At 75.4% G+C, this 17,813-nt stretch carries 15 protein-coding genes; 5 read left to right on the forward strand and 10 right to left on the reverse strand.

Annotated features, from left to right (window positions below):
- Nucleotides 1-181 precede the first annotated feature (181 nt).
- From ACYVO2_RS22850 to ACYVO2_RS22865, 4 genes are all read left to right on the forward strand, one after another.
- Nucleotides 182-1,387: an NYN domain-containing protein gene (locus ACYVO2_RS22850; RefSeq protein ID WP_461009808.1), complete on the forward strand. Its 1,206-nt coding sequence runs from the start codon at nucleotides 182-184 to the stop codon at nucleotides 1,385-1,387.
- A 234-nt stretch (nucleotides 1,388-1,621) separates the two neighbouring features.
- Nucleotides 1,622-2,587: an ABC transporter ATP-binding protein gene (locus tag ACYVO2_RS22855; RefSeq protein ID WP_461009860.1), complete on the forward strand. Its 966-nt coding sequence runs from the start codon at nucleotides 1,622-1,624 to the stop codon at nucleotides 2,585-2,587.
- A gap of 202 nt (nucleotides 2,588-2,789) precedes the next feature.
- Nucleotides 2,790-3,512 (forward strand): ABC transporter permease, encoded by a 723-nt coding sequence (locus tag ACYVO2_RS22860; protein ID WP_461009861.1) that lies wholly within the window; start codon nucleotides 2,790-2,792, stop codon nucleotides 3,510-3,512.
- A gap of 33 nt (nucleotides 3,513-3,545) precedes the next feature.
- A complete protein-coding gene (locus tag ACYVO2_RS22865; RefSeq protein WP_461009809.1) occupies nucleotides 3,546-4,292 on the forward strand; it encodes an ABC transporter permease in 747 nt (248 codons plus the stop codon).
- A gap of 31 nt (nucleotides 4,293-4,323) precedes the next feature.
- Here ACYVO2_RS22865 and ACYVO2_RS22870 read toward each other — a convergent pair whose 3' ends face one another.
- From ACYVO2_RS22870 to pdxR, 9 genes are all read right to left on the reverse strand, one after another.
- Nucleotides 4,324-5,559: a styrene monooxygenase/indole monooxygenase family protein gene (locus ACYVO2_RS22870; RefSeq protein ID WP_461009810.1), complete on the reverse strand. Its 1,236-nt coding sequence runs from the start codon at nucleotides 5,557-5,559 to the stop codon at nucleotides 4,324-4,326.
- Between the two features lie 35 nt (nucleotides 5,560-5,594).
- Nucleotides 5,595-5,669 carry a 50S ribosomal protein bL37 gene (locus tag ACYVO2_RS22875; RefSeq protein ID WP_461009862.1) on the reverse strand — a complete coding sequence of 25 codons (75 nt, stop codon included), beginning with the start codon at nucleotides 5,667-5,669 and terminating at the stop codon, nucleotides 5,595-5,597.
- Between the two features lie 137 nt (nucleotides 5,670-5,806).
- The gene (gene ybaK, locus ACYVO2_RS22880) at nucleotides 5,807-6,301 is read right to left on the reverse strand and encodes a Cys-tRNA(Pro) deacylase (RefSeq protein ID WP_461009811.1); all 495 of its coding nucleotides are present in this window, start codon (nucleotides 6,299-6,301) and stop codon (nucleotides 5,807-5,809) included.
- Nucleotides 6,302-6,421: 120 nt separating this feature from the next.
- A complete protein-coding gene (locus tag ACYVO2_RS22885; RefSeq protein WP_461009812.1) occupies nucleotides 6,422-7,144 on the reverse strand; it encodes an LON peptidase substrate-binding domain-containing protein in 723 nt (240 codons plus the stop codon).
- A gap of 6 nt (nucleotides 7,145-7,150) precedes the next feature.
- Entirely contained in the window at nucleotides 7,151-10,198 is a 3,048-nt protein-coding gene (locus tag ACYVO2_RS22890) for an alpha-mannosidase (RefSeq protein ID WP_461009813.1), read from the reverse strand.
- Between the two features lie 92 nt (nucleotides 10,199-10,290).
- Nucleotides 10,291-11,133 (reverse strand): carbohydrate ABC transporter permease, encoded by an 843-nt coding sequence (locus tag ACYVO2_RS22895; protein WP_461009814.1) that lies wholly within the window; start codon nucleotides 11,131-11,133, stop codon nucleotides 10,291-10,293.
- On the reverse strand, nucleotides 11,130-12,014 hold the full coding sequence (locus tag ACYVO2_RS22900; RefSeq protein ID WP_461009863.1) for a carbohydrate ABC transporter permease: 885 nt from the start codon (nucleotides 12,012-12,014) through the stop codon (nucleotides 11,130-11,132). The genes ACYVO2_RS22895 and ACYVO2_RS22900 overlap by 4 nt, the downstream gene beginning before the upstream one ends.
- Nucleotides 12,015-12,051: 37 nt before the next feature.
- Complete coding sequence (locus ACYVO2_RS22905) at nucleotides 12,052-13,419, reverse strand: ABC transporter substrate-binding protein (RefSeq protein WP_461009815.1); 1,368 nt, start codon at nucleotides 13,417-13,419, stop codon at nucleotides 12,052-12,054.
- Nucleotides 13,420-13,579: 160 nt separating this feature from the next.
- The gene (gene pdxR / locus ACYVO2_RS22910; RefSeq protein ID WP_461009816.1) at nucleotides 13,580-15,031 is read right to left on the reverse strand and encodes a MocR-like pyridoxine biosynthesis transcription factor PdxR; all 1,452 of its coding nucleotides are present in this window, start codon (nucleotides 15,029-15,031) and stop codon (nucleotides 13,580-13,582) included.
- A 64-nt stretch (nucleotides 15,032-15,095) separates the two neighbouring features.
- Here pdxR and ACYVO2_RS22915 point away from each other — a divergent pair, with 64 nt between their 5' ends.
- Complete coding sequence (locus tag ACYVO2_RS22915) at nucleotides 15,096-16,025, forward strand: class I SAM-dependent methyltransferase (protein ID WP_461009817.1); 930 nt, start codon at nucleotides 15,096-15,098, stop codon at nucleotides 16,023-16,025.
- Between the two features lie 108 nt (nucleotides 16,026-16,133).
- Here ACYVO2_RS22915 and ACYVO2_RS22920 read toward each other — a convergent pair whose 3' ends face one another.
- Nucleotides 16,134-17,645, reverse strand: coding sequence for an oxidoreductase (locus tag ACYVO2_RS22920; protein ID WP_461009864.1), 1,512 nt, complete (start codon nucleotides 17,643-17,645; stop codon nucleotides 16,134-16,136).
- Nucleotides 17,646-17,813: the final 168 nt, after the last annotated feature.

A 17,813-nucleotide genomic window follows, 5' to 3' on the forward strand; every position in this document is an offset into this window, starting at 1 on the left:
GTCCCGGAACTGGACGGTCCGCCTCGCACGGAGTTTCATGAGTTGCGACAACCCGCATTCCGGGCGCATCACCGGCCTGGCCAATTCGCCACGCCGATGATCGAGTTCGGTCCTATAACCCGGGCACAGTGGGGCAGACTCAAGAAAACCCAAGCCGGGGGCCGACCGGAAGAGGTGGAACGTGGACCGCTGCGTCGTCCTGGTGGACGCCGGATACCTGTTGGGCGCCGCCGCGAGCCTCCTGGCCGGCGAGCCCGCGCGATCCCGCATCACCGTCGATCACACCGCCCTGGTCCAGGGCCTGCGCGAGCGGGCCGAGGCCGAGACGGGACAGCCCCTGCTGCGCATCTACTGGTTCGACGGCGCGCCCGACCGGGTCCCCCAGCCGGAGCACCGGCGGCTGCGGGTGATGCCCCGCGTCACCGTCCGCCTCGGCGCGCTGACCAAGGCGGACGGGCGGTGGGCGCAGAAGGGCGTGGACGCGGCCATGCACGCCGAGCTGTCCGAGCTGGCCCGCAACCGGGCCTGCGCCGACGTGGTCCTGGTGACCGGCGACGGGGACCTGCTGCCGGGGATGATGGCCGCCAAGGAGCACGGCGTCGCCGTCCACCTGTGGGCGGTGCAGGCCGCCGACGGCGACTACAACCAGTCCGAGGACCTGGTCGCCGAGGCGGACGAGCGGCGGGTGCTGGACCGGGAGTGGATCACCCGCGCGGTCAAGGCCCGCGAGACCACGGTGACGTGCGCGCCCACCGCCCCCCGCCCCGAGATCGCCGCCATCCTCTCCGCGCCGCTGCCCGAGTCGGTGCCCGCCAAGGCCGAGCCGGAGCGGCCCCCGGCGGTGGCCAAGAACGGCAGGAGCGCCGCCGAGGCGGTCGGCCCCGCCCCGGCCAAGGGCGTGCCCACCCCCAAGGACCTCGCCGGGCTCGGCCGCCCCGCGCTGTCGGGCCCGGCCGCCCCGCACCCCCAGCCGCACACCGCGGTGCTGCGCTGGTCGTCCGACAAGGGCTGGGTGGAGCGCCCCACCGGCGGGCCGGAGGGCGCCGACCTGCCCACCCTGGCCCAGCTCACCACCGCGGAGCAGCGCTGGGCCGACCGCGAGGAGGACATCACCACGGTCGGCGGCGACCCGTTCGAGGTGGGCCAGGTCTTCGCCCGCCGCTGGATCTCCCGCCTCCCCGACCCCGGGCACCTGGAGGCCCTCTCCCGCGAGTACCCGCGCATCCCGCACCGGGTGGACGGCGAGCTGCTGCGCTACGCGGCCAGGTTCGGCCTGCTGGCGCACAAGGACGACCAGATCGACGAGCACGACCGCTACGCGATCCGGGCCGGCTTCTGGCGCGAGGTGGACACCAGGACGGGCGAACGCGCCCCCGCGGAATCCTGACCCCGGCCCCCGCCCCGGCCTCAGGCGACGGGCACCCGGCCCCGTCGCGACCGCCCGCCGGCCCCGGGAAACCACCCCCGGAACCGGCGCCGCCCCCTCCCGGCGCCCCGGCCCCGTACCGGGGCAACCCACCCCAGTGGCACGGGCGCCCCACCGCGCGGCGTAGTCTCGTTGCCCGTGAGGACGCGTACAGGGCCGACGCCGGACACCGCCGCCCAGCGGCGAGGCACCGCCGTGTGCACCGTACGCGACCTGGTCAAGACCTATCCGGGCGGCCGTGGCCGCGGCACCCCCGCCGAGCCGGTCCGCGCCAACGACGGCATCAGCCTCAGCGTCCGCGGCGGCGAGGTGTTCGGCATCCTCGGCCCCAACGGCGCGGGCAAGTCCACCCTGGTCCGCCAGCTCACCGGGCTGCTGCGCCCGGACTCCGGCAGCGTGGACGTGCTCGGCCACAACCTGGTGCGCCACCCCGAGCGGGCCTCCCGGCTGATCGGCTACCTCGGCCAGGAGTCCAGCGCGCTCGACGACATGACGGTGGCGCTGGCCGCCGAGACCACGGGCCGCCTGCGGGGCATGACCGCCCGCGCCGCCCGCCGCGAGCGCGACCTGGTCCTGGCCGAGCTGGGCCTCGAGCCGCTGGCGTCCCGCCCCGTCCGCAAGCTCTCCGGCGGCCAGCGCAGGCTCGCCTGCCTGGCCGCGGTGCTGGTCGGCGAGCGCCCCGTGCTGGTGCTGGACGAGCCGACGACCGGCATGGACCCGGTCGCCCGGCGCGCGGTGTGGGCGGCGGTGGACCGGCGCAGGGCCGAGCGGGGGGCCACGGTGCTGCTGGTCACCCACAACGTCATCGAGGCGGAGACGGTGCTGGACCGGGTCGCGGTGATCGACCACGGCCGGGTGATCGCCTGCGACTCGCCCGCGGGGCTGAAGGCGCTGGTGGCCGGCGAGGTGCGGCTGGACCTGGTGTGGCGGGACAGCCCGCCCCGGCACGTGCCCGAGGTGGCCGCGCTGGAGGGCAGGGCGGTGGCCGCGGGGCGCCGGTGGACGCTGCGGCTGACACCGGAGGAGGCGCGCGGGGTGGTGGCGACGGTGACCGGCGGCCCCGCGTTCGCGGCGCTGGACGACTTCACCCTGGCCACGCCCAGTCTGGAGGACGTCTATCTGCGGCTGGGCGGCAGGGGAGAGGGGCTGGTGAAGCAGTGAGGCGGGCAGCCGTCGGCAAGGGCGGGCCGGGCGCGGACGAGGACGAGGGGGGCGGCCGGTGAGCGTCTCCTCCGCGGTGCCCCGCTTCGGCGGGAACACCCTGCCGGACGGCGCTCCCGCGGGAAGCGGGTGCGCGCAGGACGAAGAGGACGGCGTCGTCGGGGCGGCGCCGCTGGCGCCCCGGGCACGGCTGCTGCCGTCGATGGCCGCCGTGTACCGGGCGCAACTGTCGCGGGCGCGGGTGGCGCGGATGCCGCTGCTGTTCGTGGCCACCTTCCAGTCCGTCGGGATCATGGTCATGATGCGCGGCGTCGTCGACGCCGGGGACGGCGAGGCGGCGCGGGCCGTGGTGGCGGGCTCCAGCGTGCTGGTGGTCGCGTTCGTCGCGCTCAACCTGCTGGCCCAGTACTTCGGCGCGCTGCGGGCCTCGGGCGGCCTGGACCACTACGCGACGCTGCCGGTGCCCCCGGCGGCGGTGGTGCTGGGCGCGGCGGGGGCGTACGCCTCGTTCACCGTGCCGGGCACCGTGGTCACCGCGGTGGTGGGCTCGCTGCTGTTCGAGCTGCCCCTGGCCCATCTGTGGGTGCTCGTGGCGGTGATCCCGCTGGCCGGGGCGGCGCTGGCCGGGCTCGGGGCGGCGCTGGGGCTGCTGGCGCCGCGGCAGGAGCTGGCCACGCTCGCGGGCCAGCTCGGCATGTCGGCGGCGCTGCTGCTCGGGGTGCTGCCCGCGTCGGGGCTGCCCGGCCCCGTGCGGTGGCTGCGGGACCTGCTGCCGTCCACCTACGGCGTGGAGGCGCTCGCCCACTCGTTCGACCACAGCCCCGACTGGGCGAGGGTGGGCGCGGACCTGTCCGTGTGCGCGGCCGTCGGAGTGGCCTCCCTGGCCGTCGCCACCTGGGCGTACCGCCGGGCCGCGAGCCGGTAGCGGTCGTGGGACGATGAGGGGGTGAGCGCACCCATGCCCCCACCCGGACCCCACCCGTACCCCGGCGACGCCACCGAGGGCTCCGCGCCCCTGCCCGGGCCCGCCGGCGCGGAGCCCGGTGCGGCTCGGCAGGACGTGGCCGCGGAGATCCGCACGGGCACGGCCGTCGCGCTCGCGGTCGGCGTGTCCGGGGTGCTGCTGGGGCTGCTGTGGCTCTGGTTCGCGCCGCGCCTGCCGCTCGTCTCGGACGGCCGGGCGATCTACCCCGCCGACGGCGAGGGCGAGCAGGCCATCGGGATGGACGGCTGGTTCACGCTGCTGGCCGCCGGGTTCGGCGTGGTCAGCGCGGCCGTGGTGTTCGGGCTGCGCCGCCGCGGCGGGGTGGCCGTGGTGGTCGGCCTGGCCGCGGGCAGCCTGCTCGCCGCGCTCGTCGCCTGGCGGCTGGGCGTGCTGCTCGGCCCCGGCCAGGACATCCGCGCCCGCGCCCGCGAGGTCGGCGCGGGAAAGGTCTTCGACCACCCCCTGGAGCTGCGCGCGAAGGCCGCCCTCCTGGTCTGGCCGATCCTGGCGATGGCCACGCACCTGCTGCTGACCGCCGCCTTCGGTCCCCGCGACCCCCAGCCCCGGCCGCCCGCCCCCTGGCCCCCGCCGCATCCCCAGCCCCCGGCGGACCAGCCCTCCGCGGACCAGCCCCCGCCGCCTCCGGCCGGAACTCCGCCGGCCGGGCCCCTTCCCGGCCCGCCCCCGAAGGACGCGCCGCGGGGCCCCACCGGGCACTGACGCCCCGCCGCGGGGGCCGCCCCCGCGGCTCCTACTCCCCGGCCGCCGCCGCCAGGTACGCGTACGCCGCCCGGGGGTCGAGGAGGAGCTCCGTCAGCTCCTCCACCCGGTCGTTGCCGCGGGCTATCAGGTCGGCCAGCCGCGGGTCGCCGCCGGCCGCCCGCAGCAGGGCGAGCACATGCTCCGGCGGCGGGGCGAGCAGCAGTGTGTCGGTCAACCGGACGCTGTCGCGGAGCCGGGTGCGCCACGCGTCCTCGAACGTGGCCCGCATCCACGCCGCGTCGAACGGCCGGTCCCCGTGCCCGGTGATCCGCCGCAGACAGCGGGCCGCGGCGTGGCAGGCGTTGTTGGCGCCCTGCCCGGCGACCGGGTCGACCAGCGCCACCGCGTCCCCCAGCCCGAGCACCAGGCGTCCGGAGGGCAGCGCCGCGACGGGGTGCCGGACGACGGGCGTGAACGCGCCGCACAGCGCCGCCCGCCCGTCGGTGGGCTCCGCGGCGCGCACCCGCGCGTACTCCCACGGCGTGTGCGCCCGTATCAGGTCCCGCGTCAGCGCCCACACCCCGCCGGGGTCCCGCAGGGTGCCGAAGACGTCGAGCGGACCGCCCGGCACGGCCTCCACCAGCGCGATCTCGCACGGCCCCGACAGGGTGAGCGCGGGCATGAAGACGATCTCGCCGGCGCCCGGCACGGTGTCGATGCGCAGTGTCGGCCCGTCGTCCGAGGGGCCCGGGGCGGTGCCGTGCAGATACACCGCGGCCAGGTGCCGAGGCGGCCGGTGGTGCGCGGAGCGGGCCCGGTCGCGCGGGAACAGCCGGACCGGCTCCCCCCGGCCCGCGGCCACCACCACCAGGTCGTGCCCGCCCGCCAGCGCGTCCAGCCCGGCGGCGTCCACCGCGCGGATCAGCACCCGCCCGCCGCGCCGCGCGAACAGCTCCAGCCAGGTGGACATCTTCAGCCGCTGGTCGACGGAGCTCGCGCCGCCGCAGTCCCCGGCCCAGTCCACGGCGGGCCGGCCGCCGGGGCCGGACACGGTGAACCGCGTGTTCCGCATCAGCGGCGCCCGCTCCCGCCACAGGTCGAGCCCCAGCCCGCGCTCCACGGCCAGGGCCCGGGCGAAGAGCACCTGGGTGGAGGTGACCGGGCCGGCCCTGATCCGCTCCGGGTCCCGGTCGGTCACCACCGTCACGGCGTACCCCCGGTCCAGCAGCCCCAGGGCCAGCAGCAGCCCGGCCTGCCCGGCTCCCACCACGAGGACGCTGCGCACGGCACCCTCCCTCGGCCCGGTCGGCCCGCCGCCGCTCAGGCGGGCAGCTTCCCGTGGTTGGCCCTGCGCTTGCGGCGTGCCCTGCGCTTGCGGCTCCGCTTGGACGGCATGCGCACCTCCCCGGACGCGGCCTGGCGTTCCCGGGATCGTCACTCCGCTCTCCCGCGTGCGCAACCCCCCGTGCGCAACCGATCACGGACCGCCGCACACTTCCGGCCGCGGCCCGCGCCGCGCCGCGGCGGGCGGCTCAGCCCCGGCTGATGGCGCCCGTCACCGCCCCGGTCAGCCGCACCAGCTCACCCGGGGGCAGCTCCAGCTCCAGACCGCGCCGCCCCGCCGAGACGAACACCGTCCCGTGCTCCAGCGCCGAGGCGTCCACCACCGTCGGCAGCCTGCGGCGGGTGCCCAGCGGCGAGATGCCGCCCCGCACATACCCGGTGGCGCGCTCCGCCGCGGCGGGGTCCGCCATGGCCGCGCGCTTGCCGTCGACCGCGGCCGCCAGCGCCTTGAGGTCCAGCGACCCGCTGACCGGCACCACCGCCACCGTCAGCGCCCCGTCCACCTCGGCCACCAGCGTCTTGAACACCCGCGCCGGGTCGGTGCCCAGCGCCGCCGCGGCCTCCTCCCCGTAGGAGCGCACCGCCGGGTCGTGCGCGTAGGCGTGCACGGTGAACTCCGCGCCCGCCGCCGTCAACGCCACCGTCGCGGGGGTCCCCGCCGCCCCCTTGGCCTTCTTGGCCACGCCCAGCCGCCCTCCTTCTCGATGAGGCCCGAACAACCCGAAGCCGAACAACCCGAAGCCGAACGACCCGACCAGGTGCCGCCAGGCGCACCCGGCCCCGGCCCGGTGCCCCCGCCGGGGCTAGTTCGGGCTCGGCACCTGCCGGGTCAGCTCCGTCGCGGGCAGCGACGGCAGCTTCCCCAGCACCGCGGCCTCCCGCCGCAGCAGCTCCAGCTCGTCCGCGAGCCGCGCCGCCGTGTCCGGAGCCTCCAGCAGCCGCTGCTTCACCGACAGGTCCACCACCGTCGCCGCCGCCACCAGGTAGGACAGCACCGAGGGGTCGTCGGACAGGTCGTCCACCGAGGACGAGGTCAGCGTCTGCTCCCGGGCCCCGGCGAGCCGCTTGTTGTACGTGGTGAAGACCCGCGCCACCGACGCCGCCAGCGCCCCCGCCCCCTGGCCGCGCACCTCGGGCAGTTGCTCCGCGTCCGCCACCAGGTACGGCCCCGAGGCGTCGAGCGACCGCACCCGGAACCGGGTCGTGCCCGACGTCAGCAGCTCGCTGCGCCCGTCCGGGAGGGTCCGCACCGAGGCGACCTCGGCCACGCACCCCACCGGGTACAGGGCCCGCTCCAGGTCGGGCCCGTAGCCGGCCGTCGCGTCGGCGGCGCCCCCGCCGGGCAGGGGCGCCGCCTCGCTGCCGTCCCTGATCGCCACCACCCCGAACCGCCGCGGCGTGTCCTCGGGCAGCGCGGTCAGGTCGGCGACGAGCCTGCGGTAGCGCTCCTCGAAGACGTTCAGGGGCAGCACGAGCCCCGGGAAGAGGACGGTTTTCAGGGGGAACAGGGGCAGCCGCACGGTCACAGGCAGCTAGGGTACGCGGCCCGGCCCGCCCGCCCCAGTGGTGTCCGCCCCGGCGGCCGGTGAGCGGGACAGCCGCAGCGTCCGGATCTCGAACGGCCGCAGCGACACCTCCAGCGCTCCCGGCCCGAGCGGCCGTTCCAGCAGGTCCGTCACGGTCACCGAGCCCACGGGGAACCCGGGGGTGAGCACCGCCCGCGCCCGCCCGCCGTGCGCCTCGTACAGCCGTGCCACCACGTCCCCGCTGCCGTCGTCGGCGAGCTTGACCGACTCCAGCACCACGGCCTCGTTGTCCACCGCCAGCAGCGGCACCACGGCCGCCGCCCCCGGCACCCGCCGCTCCGGCAGGTTGATCCGGTACCCCTCGCGCACCGCGTCCGCGATCCCCGCGCCCGGCACCAGCGCGTACCGGAAGACGTGCTCGCCCTGGTCGGTGTCCGGGTCGGGGAAGCGCGGCGCCCGCAGCAGCGACAGGCGCACGGTGGTCGTGGTGCCGCCGTCGTCGCGGACCGCGCGGGTCACGTCGTGCCCGTAGGTGGAGTCGTTGACCAGCGCGGCCCCCCAGCCCGGCTCGGCCAGGTGCAGGAAGCGGTGCGCGCAGATCTCGAACTTCGCCGCCTCCCAGCTCGTGTTGGTGTGGGTGGGCCGGTGCACGTGCCCGAACTGGGTCTCGGCCGCGGACCGGTCCGCGCGGATGTCCAGCGGGAACGCCGCCTTCAGGAACTTCTCCCGCTCGTGCCAGTCCACCTTCGTGGTGAACTCCACGGCGCCCGAGCCCGCCCGCAGCTCCACCGTCTGCTCCACCCGGGAGGAGCCGAAGGAGCGCACCACCCGCACCCCGGCCGACTGCGGGTCGTCCCCGCCCAGCAGCGCCACCTCGTCGGCGTCCGCCAGGTCCCGGACGGTGTTGCGGTAGAAGGCGTCCACGTCCCAGGCGTCCCAGTGGTTGGGCAGGTCCGGGTGCAACTGGAGCAGGTTCGCCGCCTGCCCCGGCGCCAGGGTCTCCCGCTCGCCCGTCACGTCGTACACCGAGGTCACCAGGCCGCGGGCGTCCACCGCCACCTGGAGCACCCCGTTGTGCAGCAGCCAGCCGCCCTCCGGCCGCTCCACCGCGCTCACCGAGAACGCGCCCGGCACGGCCAGCGGCGACGCCCCGCCCGCCGGCACCCCCGACCTGGCGTGCGGCGCCGCGTTGAACACCACCGTCCCCGGCCCGGGGCCGGCCAGCGCCCGCTGCGCCGCCGCGACGATCCCGGTCAGCTCCCGCTCGATCCGCTCGTAGGCGGCGCGCGCCTCCCGGTGCACCCACGCGATCGACGACCCCGGCAGGATGTCGTGGAACTGGTGCAGCAGCACCGTCTTCCAGATCCGGTCCAGCTCCCGGTACGGGTAGGGGAAGCCGCACCGCACCGCCGCCGTCGCGGCCCACAGCTCCGCCTCCCGCAGCAGGTGCTCGCTGCGCCGGTTGCCCTGCTTCATCCGCGCCTGCGAGGTGTACGTGCCCCGGTGCAGCTCCAGGTACAGCTCGCCCACCCACACCGGCGCGTCGGGGTACTCCGCCTCCGCCTTGGCGAAGAACGCGGCGGGCCGCTCGATCTCCACCCGCGCCGAGCCCTCCAGGTCCGCCAGGCGCTCCGCGCGCGCCAGCATCTCCCGGGTCGGCCCCCCGCCGCCGTCACCGAACCCGAACGGCACCAGGGAGCGCCGCGCCGCGCCCTTCTCCCGGAAGTTGCGCACCAGGTGCGCCATCTCCCGCCCGGAGAACTCGCCGTTGTAGGTGTCCACCGGCGGGAAGTGGGTGAACACCCGGGTCCCGTCCAGGCCCTCCCACCAGAAGGTGTGGTGCGGGAAGGGGTTCGTCGCGCTCCAGGAGATCTTCTGGGTGAGGAACCACCGCGACCCCGACAGCCGCACCAGTTGCGGCAGCGCCGCGGAGTAGCCGAAGGAGTCCGGCAGCCACACCTCCTCGGTCTCGATCCCGAACTCCTCGAGGAAGAACCGCTTGCCGTGGACGAACTGCCGCGCCAGCGCCTCCCCGCCCGGCATGTTCGTGTCCGACTCCACCCACATGCCGCCCACGGGCACGAACCGCCCCGCGGCCACCTTCTCCCCGACCCTGGCGTACACCTCGGGCCGGTGCTCCTTCAGCCACGCCCACTGCTGGGCCTGCGACATGGCGAACACCAGGCCCTCGTGGTCGTCCATCAGCGCGGTGACGTTCGCGGCGGTGCGGGCGACCTTGCGCACCGTCTCCCGCAGCGGCCACAGCCACGCCGAGTCGATGTGGGCGTGCCCGACCGCGGAGACCCGGTGCGCGGAGGCGTGCGCCGGCGCGGCCAGCACCCCGGCGAGCCGCTCGCGCGCGGCGGGGGCGCTGCCCGGCACGTCGTCGAGGTCCAGCGCGTCCAGGGACCGCTCCACCGCCCGCAGCACCTCCCAGCGGCGCGGCGCCTCCAGGGGCAGCTCCTGCATCAGCTCCCCCAGCACCTCCAGGTCCCGCACCAGCTCCCACACCGGCCCCTCGAACACCGCCAGGTCGCAGCGGTTGAGCCGGTACAGCGGCTCGCCCGGCGCGGTCCGGGTGTCCCCCAGCGGGGTGACGGGCCCCGCGATCAGCGGGTTCGCCGCCGCCTCCACGTACAGCTCGACGGCCTCGCCCCCGGCCGCCCGCTCCGCGACCCGCACCCACCGGTTGCGCGGATGCAGCCCCTTGACCACCGATCCGTCCGCCCGGTACACGAGCCCCTCCGCGGAGAACCCCGGCTGCTCCGTCCCGAACCCCACGTCCACGACGGCCTCCACGGCCCGCCCCGCCCACGGGCGCGGCACCGCCCCCGTCAGCCGGAACCAGCTCGTCCCCCACGGCGGCCCCCACCGCTCGCCGACCCGGGCGGGGCGGTACTCGGCGGCGAGCCCCTCCGCCACGGGCACCGGTTCGCCCGGCGCGTGCCACACCTCGACGGCCAGGGGCACCGAGACGGCGTGCACCGCCGGCCGGACCCGTTCCCGCAGCACCCGCTCCAGGCGCTGCTCCACCTGCTGACGGTCGTCGTGCACGCCGCCCACCTCCGCATCCGCTCACCGCCACGGCCACTTTGGTCACGCACCTGCGCGCTACCCGGCCCGCGCGCCCCTCACCCCCGCGCGCCTCACCCCTTCAGCGCCCCGCCCAGCCCGAACCCGCCCCCCAGGCGCCGGGACATCAGCGCGTACAGCACCACCACCGGCACCGAGTACAGGATCGAGAACGCCGCCAGTTGCCCGTACTGCACCGACCCCTGCGCCCCGAAGAAGCTGAAGATGCTCACGGACGCGGGCAACTGGTCGGGGGAGAGCAGCAGCATGAAGGGCACGAAGAAGTTCCCCCACATGGCGATGAACGTGTAGATCGTCACCACCACCACGCCCGGCCACATCAGCGGCAGCACCACCCGCCGCAGCGTCTGCATGCCCGAGGCGCCGTCGGTCCACGCCGCCTCCTCCAGCACCATCGGGACGCCGTCCATGAAGTTCTTCATCAGCCAGATCGCGAACGGCAGCGCGGAAGCGGCCAGGAACCACACCGTCCCGTACATCGTGTCGATCAGGTTGACCTGCACGAACATCCCGTACACCGGCACCATCACGGCGGTGATCGGCAGCCCGGTGGCGAACAGGATCGTCAGCAGGAACGGCCGCTTCAGCCGCGACCGGTACCGGGACAGCGGATACGCCGCCAGCACCGCGCACACCACGCACAGCGCGGTCGCGCCCCCGCACAGCACCAGGCTGTTCAGCATCGGCCGGTAGGTGGTCTCGGTGTCGAGCACCGCCCGGAAGTTGTCCGCGGTCAGCGGATCGGGGGCGGCGACCCGCAGGTCCGCGTCCCCGTCCACGGACGCCGCGAGCAGCCACCCGAACGGCACCGCGAAGCACACCGCCACCCCCAGCAGCACCGTGTGCACGGCCAGCCGCTCCACGACCCGCCGCCGGCGCAGCACCGGAGCACTCACCGCTGGTCCACCTCCGTCCGCAGCAGCCGCAGATAGACGGCGGAGAACAGCGCCCCGACGAGCAGCAGCATCAGCGCCACCGCCGTGCCGTAGCCGATGAGGCTGTTCTTGAACGCCTGCTCGTACATGTACAGCGGCAGTGTCTGGCTCTTGTTCCCGGGCCCGCCCCGCGTCATCGCGTAGATCAGCCCGAACACCGACAGGGTCTGGAGCGTGTTGAGCATCAGGTTCGTCCCGATGGACCGCCGGATCAGCGGCAGCGTCACATGCCACAGCCGCTGCCGGCGCCGCGCCCCGTCCACCTGGGCGGCCTCCTCGATCTCGCGCGGCACCTCGTCCAGCGCCGCCGAGTACACCAGCATCGAGAACGCCGTGCCCCGCCACACGTTCGCGACGGAGACGGCGATGATGGGCGCGGTGTACAGCCAGTTCTGCTCCGGCAGGCCCACCGCGTCGAGCAGCGCGTTCAGCTCCCCCTCCCGCCGGAAGAACACGTACAGCAGGTAGGCGGCGACGATCTCCGGCAGCACCCACGCCGCGATGACCACCGTCCCGGTCACCTGGCGCACCGCCCGCGACGCCCGCCGCATCAGGAGCGCCAGCGCGAGGCCGAGGGTGTTCTGGCCGACGATCGACGACAGCACCGTGAAGACCAGCGTCAGCCACACCGCGTTGCGGAAGTTCTCGTCCCCGAACGCCTTGGTGAAGTTGTCGAACCCGACGAAGCTGATCTCCGCGGCCCCGGTCAGCCGCATGTCGGTGAACGCGTAGTACACGCAGTACCCGATCGGCCCGGCCAGGAACAGCGCGAGCAGCACCACCGCGGGCAGCAGCGGCAGCCCCCGCAGCACCGTGCGCCGCACCCCGCCGGGCCGGGACATCGTTGTCCGCACCGGGCGGACGGCGGCCTGCGCGGCCTCACCCACCGGTCACCGCTCCGTCGGTGGCGCTCGCGACGGTCTCGTCGTAGGTCCGCTGCGCCTGCGCGGGATCCGCCTGCCCGGTGGTCACCGCCTCCATGGCCTCCTGTATCGCCGTGGACACCTGCGGGTAGGCGGGCAGCGCGGGCCGGTAGTGCGTGTACCGCACCAGCCCGGTGAAGAACTCCACCCCCGGCATGGACCTCAGGTACTCGGGGTCGGCGGCCACGTCCTCGCGCACCGCGATGTTCGCGCTGACGATGTTGTACCGGACCGCGTTCTCCTTGGTCTGGAGCGTCTTGAGGAACTCGAACGCCAGGTCGGGGTTGCCCGCCTTCGCCGGGATGGCCCAGGTCCACCCGCCGGACATGCTCACCTTCCCCGGCGCCTGCCCGTGCTGCGTGGGCATGGCGGCCTGCCCGAGCACCTTCGACCACGCGGGCCACGGCTTGGTGCCGGTCTCGATCCACTTGTTGCCCATCCACGACCCGTCGAGGTCGATGGCGAGCCGGTTCTCCGGCAGCCACTGGGTGGCGACGCTGGTCTCGACGTTCGGGTCGAGCGCCTCCTCCCGGGGCGGCCCGAGCTCCTCCTCGAACACCGTGTCGAGGAATTCGAGCGCGTCCCGGAAGCCCTCGCTCCCCGTCACCCACTTCTTCCGCCCGGCGTCGTACAGGCCCGTGCCGTCACCGGTCCCGTACAGCAGCATCTCGAACCCCTGCATGGAGGACGCCTCGCCGGGCCCCTTCCCGGTGTACAGGTGCAGCGGGATGACGCCGGGCAGCCGCCGCTGCACCGTCCGGGCCGCGTCCAGCACCTCGTCCCAGTTCCGCGGCTGCCACGGGACGGGCAGCCCGGCCTTGCGGAAGAGGTCCTTGTTGTACCAGAGCCCGCGGGTGTCCGTGCCGTCCGGCACCCCGTACGTCCTGCCGTCCTGCGCCCTGGCCGCGGCCTTGGCCGTGTCGAGGAACCGCCCCCACTCGGGCCAGTCCTTCAGATAGTCGTCGAGCGGCGTCAGATAGCCGCTCTCGATGTCCGAGTTGATCAGGAAGGTGTCCTCGTACACCAGGTCGGGGGCGGTGCGCGGCGACCGCAGCATGAGCTGCACCTTGGAGTAGTAGTCGCCCTGCGGCGCCTGGATCGGCACCAGCTCGACCTTCCGGCCCGGGTTGGCCTTCTCGAACTGCTTCTTGACGTCGGACAGGTAGTCGTCCATGTAGCGGTTGTTGCTGTCCGTGCTGCGGTTGTAGACGACCTCGACGGTGTCCTCGTCCCCTCCGGAGCCGCCGCCGCAGGCGGCGGTGAGGGACAGGACCAGCACGGTCCCGAGCGACCCAGCGACGGCGGACCTGACGCGCGCGTTCATGGCGGCCTCCTCCTGGCCGAGCGGAGCGGGCATCGCGTGTTGCCGGAATGTAAAAACTGCCCTCCGCCCTGGGATTCCAACCGCTCACCGCCGGGCGGGCCCCGCGCGGAGGGGCGGGGCGGGGCCGGGCGGGCGCCGGCGCGCCGCCCGTGGCGGCCCGTCAGGCCGGCGGTGCGGGCAGGGCGCGGCACAGGGCGTCCAGGGCCGCGTCGTAGGCGTGGGCGGGCGGGGTGGTGTAGCCGACGACCAGGCCGTCGGCCGGGGCCGCCGGGGCGTCGGGGTGGCGGTAGGCGGCCAGGCCGTCCAGGGCGACGCCCTCCCGGGCGGCGGCGCGGAGCGCGGGGCCCTCCGTGCCCGCCGGGAGGGCGAGGACCGCGTGCAGGCCCGCGGCGATGCCGGTGACGCGGATGTGGGGCGCCCGCGCCGCGAGGGTCGCCACCAGGGCGTCGCGGCGGCGGCGGTAGCCGTGGCGCATCCGGCGGACATGGCGGTCGTAGGAGCCGGAGGCGATGAAGTCGGCCAGGGTGAGCTGGTCCAGGACGCCGGTGTGCGGCTCGCGCACGCCCTTGGCGGCCACCACCTCGGGAACCAGGTGCGCGGGCAGGACCATCCAGCCGACGCGCAGCGCCGGGGACAGGCTCTTGCTGGCCGAGCCGACGTAGACCACCCGGTCCGGGTCCAGGCCCTGCACGGCCCCCACCGGCTGCCGGTCGTAGCGGAACTCGCCGTCGTAGTCGTCCTCGACCACCAGGCCGCCGGTGGCCGCCGCCCAGTTGACCAGCGCCGAGCGCCGCTCGGGGTGCAGGGGCCCGCCGGTGGGGAACTGGTGCGCGGGGGTGAGCAGGGCGGTGCGGGCACCGGTGGCGGCCAGGCCGGAGACGTCGGCGCCCGCCGCGTCCAGGGGCAGCGGGACCGTGCGGATCCTCGCGCCGGTGAGGATGCCCCGGTGGAACGGCAGGCCGTAGGACTCCACCGCCCACGGGCCGCGCAGCACCCGGACCAGCAGGCGCAGCGCCCCCGCGAAGCCGGAGCAGACGACGATGCGCTCCGGGGCGGCGCGCACACCGCGGACCCGGGCGAGGTACTCGGTGAGCGCCAGGCGCAGCTCGGGGCGGCCCTGCGGGTCGCCCGGGCCGAACGCCTCGGCGGGCGCGGCGGCCAGGGCGCGCCGGGCGGAGGCGAGCCAGGCGGCGCGGGGGAAGGCGGACGCGTCGGGCCGGCCCTGGGACAGGTCGCGGGCGGGGCGGGGCGCGCCGGGCGGGGCGGGGTGCGGCGGGCGGGGCGGCCGGGGCGGGGCGGCGGGCTCGGCGACGGAGGTGCCCGAGCCCTGGCGTGCGGTGAGCCAGCCCTCGGCGACCAGCTCGGCGTAGGCGCCGGCCACGGTGTTGCGGGAGACGCCCAGGTCGGCGGCGAGGGAGCGGTACGGCGGCAGGCGGGTGCCCGGGGCGAGGCGGCCCGTGCGGACGGCCTCGCGCAGGGCGCGGGTCAGCGCGGCGCGCACTCCTCCGCGGCCGGTGAGGTCCAGCTCGAGGTGGAGATCGGCGCCGGGCGCGGTGCGGTCGTCGACGGTGCTGCCTCCTCTGAATGTTGGCCGGAGGTTAACTCTCGGCATCAATTCTGCGAAAGCATGTTCTGATCTGTGTTCATCATGCCGGTCATCTGCTGGGCTGCTGGGTATGCCATCTCTGAGCTCCGCCGCCGCACGCAAGGCGCTGCGGCCGATCATCGAACAGCTTGACCGCCGTATCGAGCGCGCCATCCGCAAGTCGAATGCCGCCGAGGTCAAGGAGCTGCGCGCGCGGCTCGACGCGGTGTCCAGGGAACTCCAGGAGGCCCGGGTGTCCCGGTACACCCTGGAGCTGCTGTTCGGCAAGGAGGGGCGGCCCTCGCCGCGGATGCCGACCAAGGGGTCCATCGACACCCTGGTCAAGCAGGTGGAGGCCGCGACCGGGGAGCGGAACGTGCGCCCGCACGTCGCCGCCGCCTTCCGGACCCTGGTCGAGGTGGAGATGCGCGGCGTCGGCCGGATCGCGGGCGGCACGCCCAACATCCTCGGCAAGCTCACCACCCCGCTGCTCCTCGGCCCGCCGAACGCCGACGTGCTGGAGATCGGCACCCTGTTCGGCCTGTTCTCCTCCGCGCTCGCCCGGCAGTTCTCGCGCACCGGGCAGCGCTGCTCGCTGACCATCGTCGACCCGCTGGCCGACGTGCAGCTCCAGCCGGGCACCGACAACCCCAAGGACCCCTCGGGCTCACCGGTCAGCGAGGCCGTGGTCCGGGCGAACCTGGAGCTGGCCGGGGTGCCGGAGGAGCGGGTCCGGCTGCACCGCGGGTTCTCCGGCGACCCCGACATCCGCGCCGCGGTGTCCGACCGCGCCTACGGGGTGGTCGTGGTGGACGGCGACCACTCGGCGGAGGGCGTGCGCGACGACCTGCGGTGGGTCGAGGAGATCGTCGCGCCCGGCGGCGTGGTGGTCGTGGACGACTACGGCGACCGGACCTGGCCGGGGGTGAAGGAGGCGACGGACGAGTACCTCACCACGGACACCCGGTTCGAGCTGGCCGGGGTGGTGTCCACCAGCGCCTTCCTGCGGGCCAAGGGCTGAGGGCCGGGCCCGCGCGGACGGGAGGGGGCCGGGCGTGCCCGGCCCCCTCGCTGCGATCCCGTCCCGTTCCGGCCGGTACGTCCCCTGGCCGGTCCGGGCCCCGCCCCCTCAGTTCCGCCGCAGCAGCCGCGACGCGCCGGCCGCCACCGTCGTCGCCAGCACCCACCCGAGCAGCACCATCGCCACCGCCACCCACTGGTGGATGCCTTCCGTGCGCCACGCGTGGTCCTGCCCCAGGTCGATGACCGGCAGCAGCAGGTCGAGCGCGTACAGGCCGGGCTCCCAGTCGGGGCTCTCGTTCCTGCGGATCGGCGGCGGCGGGTTCGCCGCGAAGTACACCGACCCCAGCGCCCACAGCACCGCCATCCACACCGCCGCGCGCCCGGGGCGGTAGCCGTAGGCGACGGTGATGTCCTGGGCGTAGCCCCACATCCGGGCCGCCAGCGGCAGCGTCTCGCGGCGGCGCCGCTGCTTGGCCAGCAGCACCTCCCGCGCCTCCTCGTCCAGGCCGTCCGCGCGCAGCGCCGCCGCGAGCTGCTCGTACGGCTCCGGGCTGTACTCGGGGGTGGCGTTGGCCAGCCACTCCAGGCGGGCCTTGAGGGAGAAGGGGCCGGTGGGGCGCAGCGACTCGTAGGTGAAGCCCGAGACGTCGATCAGCCCCGCGCCCGGCCAGCACGCCGCCTCCGTGACCAGGTTGCCGACCTTGGCGCTGGACAGCACGATCCGGCCGCTCGGCGGCGCCTCCGGGGTGAAGCGCAGCTCCGGGGTCTGCACCCGGCGCAGGGAGAGCTCCTGGCTCGCGGTGAGCAGGAACGTCGCCCGGTCGATGACGATGGCGTTGCCGAACCTGCCGTCGTCCAGGCGCACCCCGCCGTCGCAGGAGAAGTGCCGGGTGCGCACACCGCCCGGCGGGGTGCCGGTGCCGGTCAGGGTGCCGCTGACCCAGCCCGAGCTGAGGTAGAGGGTGTGCTCGATGGTGATCCGGGCCGCGTTCAGCGCCTGGCGGCCGGTGGGGTTGCGCAGGGCGCTGCCGCGCAGGCTGAGCCGCCCGCCGATGCGCGCGCTGCGCAGGCTGATCTCACCGGTGGCCTTGATCAGCTCCGCCTCGACGTCCTGCGCCACCGTCAGGCCGTCCGCGGATATCGCGCGGCCGTGCCGGTCGGCCTGCACCACGAGCTGGTTCAGCAGTAAGTCGGTGCCGATGTTGGCGTCGGTGATGCGTATGCCGCCCGGGACGGTGCACTGCGGCAGGTGCAGGTCGCCCGCGGTGGACATGCGCGCCGCCTCGATCCTCGGGATCGCGCACCGCACCATGCGCAGCGTGGTGAAGCTGCACTCCGGCATCAGGATCTGCTGCTCGAACTGGCAGTTGTGCAGCTCCACGTAGGGCGTCACCGTGCCCCCCGCCAGGTTGAGCTGGCCGGAGATGCGGGCGCCGGACAGCTTCAGGCAGGCGACGGTGCCGGGATGGGCGGGCGGCCCGTCCAGCAGCAGCCGGGCGACGGCGCCGGCGCGGACGGTGCGCTCCGGGCCCCACACCCGGCTGGTGCCGGGGTTGTCCAGCTCGGGCACCCCCGTGCGCAGGTCGTACGCCTCGCCGCCGCGGAACGCGTGCCACATCTGCCGCTCGACGTCGGTGAAGTCCTCCGGCGGCTCGGTGACCGGCGGATCGTCCGTCACGCGCGACGCCCCCCTCCCGTGCTGGCCCCTGGCGTGCGGGCCCCCTCCGTACCGGTGGCGGTCCCCGCGGCGCGCGCCCGGGCGCGCGGGACAGTCATAGGAAGATCG

This window comes from Streptomyces capparidis, from assembly GCF_054782095.1.

Coding starts and splice junctions, on each gene's coding strand:
- ACYVO2_RS22860 (WP_461009861.1), top strand. CDS start 2,790: ATGGCCGCCGTGTACCGGGCGCAACTGTCGCGGGCGCGGGTGGCGCGG.
- ACYVO2_RS22865 (WP_461009809.1), top strand. CDS start 3,546: ATGCCCCCACCCGGACCCCACCCGTACCCCGGCGACGCCACCGAGGGC.
- ACYVO2_RS22900 (WP_461009863.1), bottom strand. CDS start 12,014: ATGTCCCGGCCCGGCGGGGTGCGGCGCACGGTGCTGCGGGGGCTGCCG.
- ACYVO2_RS22905 (WP_461009815.1), bottom strand. CDS start 13,419: ATGAACGCGCGCGTCAGGTCCGCCGTCGCTGGGTCGCTCGGGACCGTG.
- pdxR (WP_461009816.1), bottom strand. CDS start 15,031: ATGCCGAGAGTTAACCTCCGGCCAACATTCAGAGGAGGCAGCACCGTC.
- ACYVO2_RS22915 (WP_461009817.1), top strand. CDS start 15,096: ATGCCATCTCTGAGCTCCGCCGCCGCACGCAAGGCGCTGCGGCCGATC.
- ACYVO2_RS22920 (WP_461009864.1), bottom strand. CDS start 17,645: ATGTGGCACGCGTTCCGCGGCGGCGAGGCGTACGACCTGCGCACGGGG.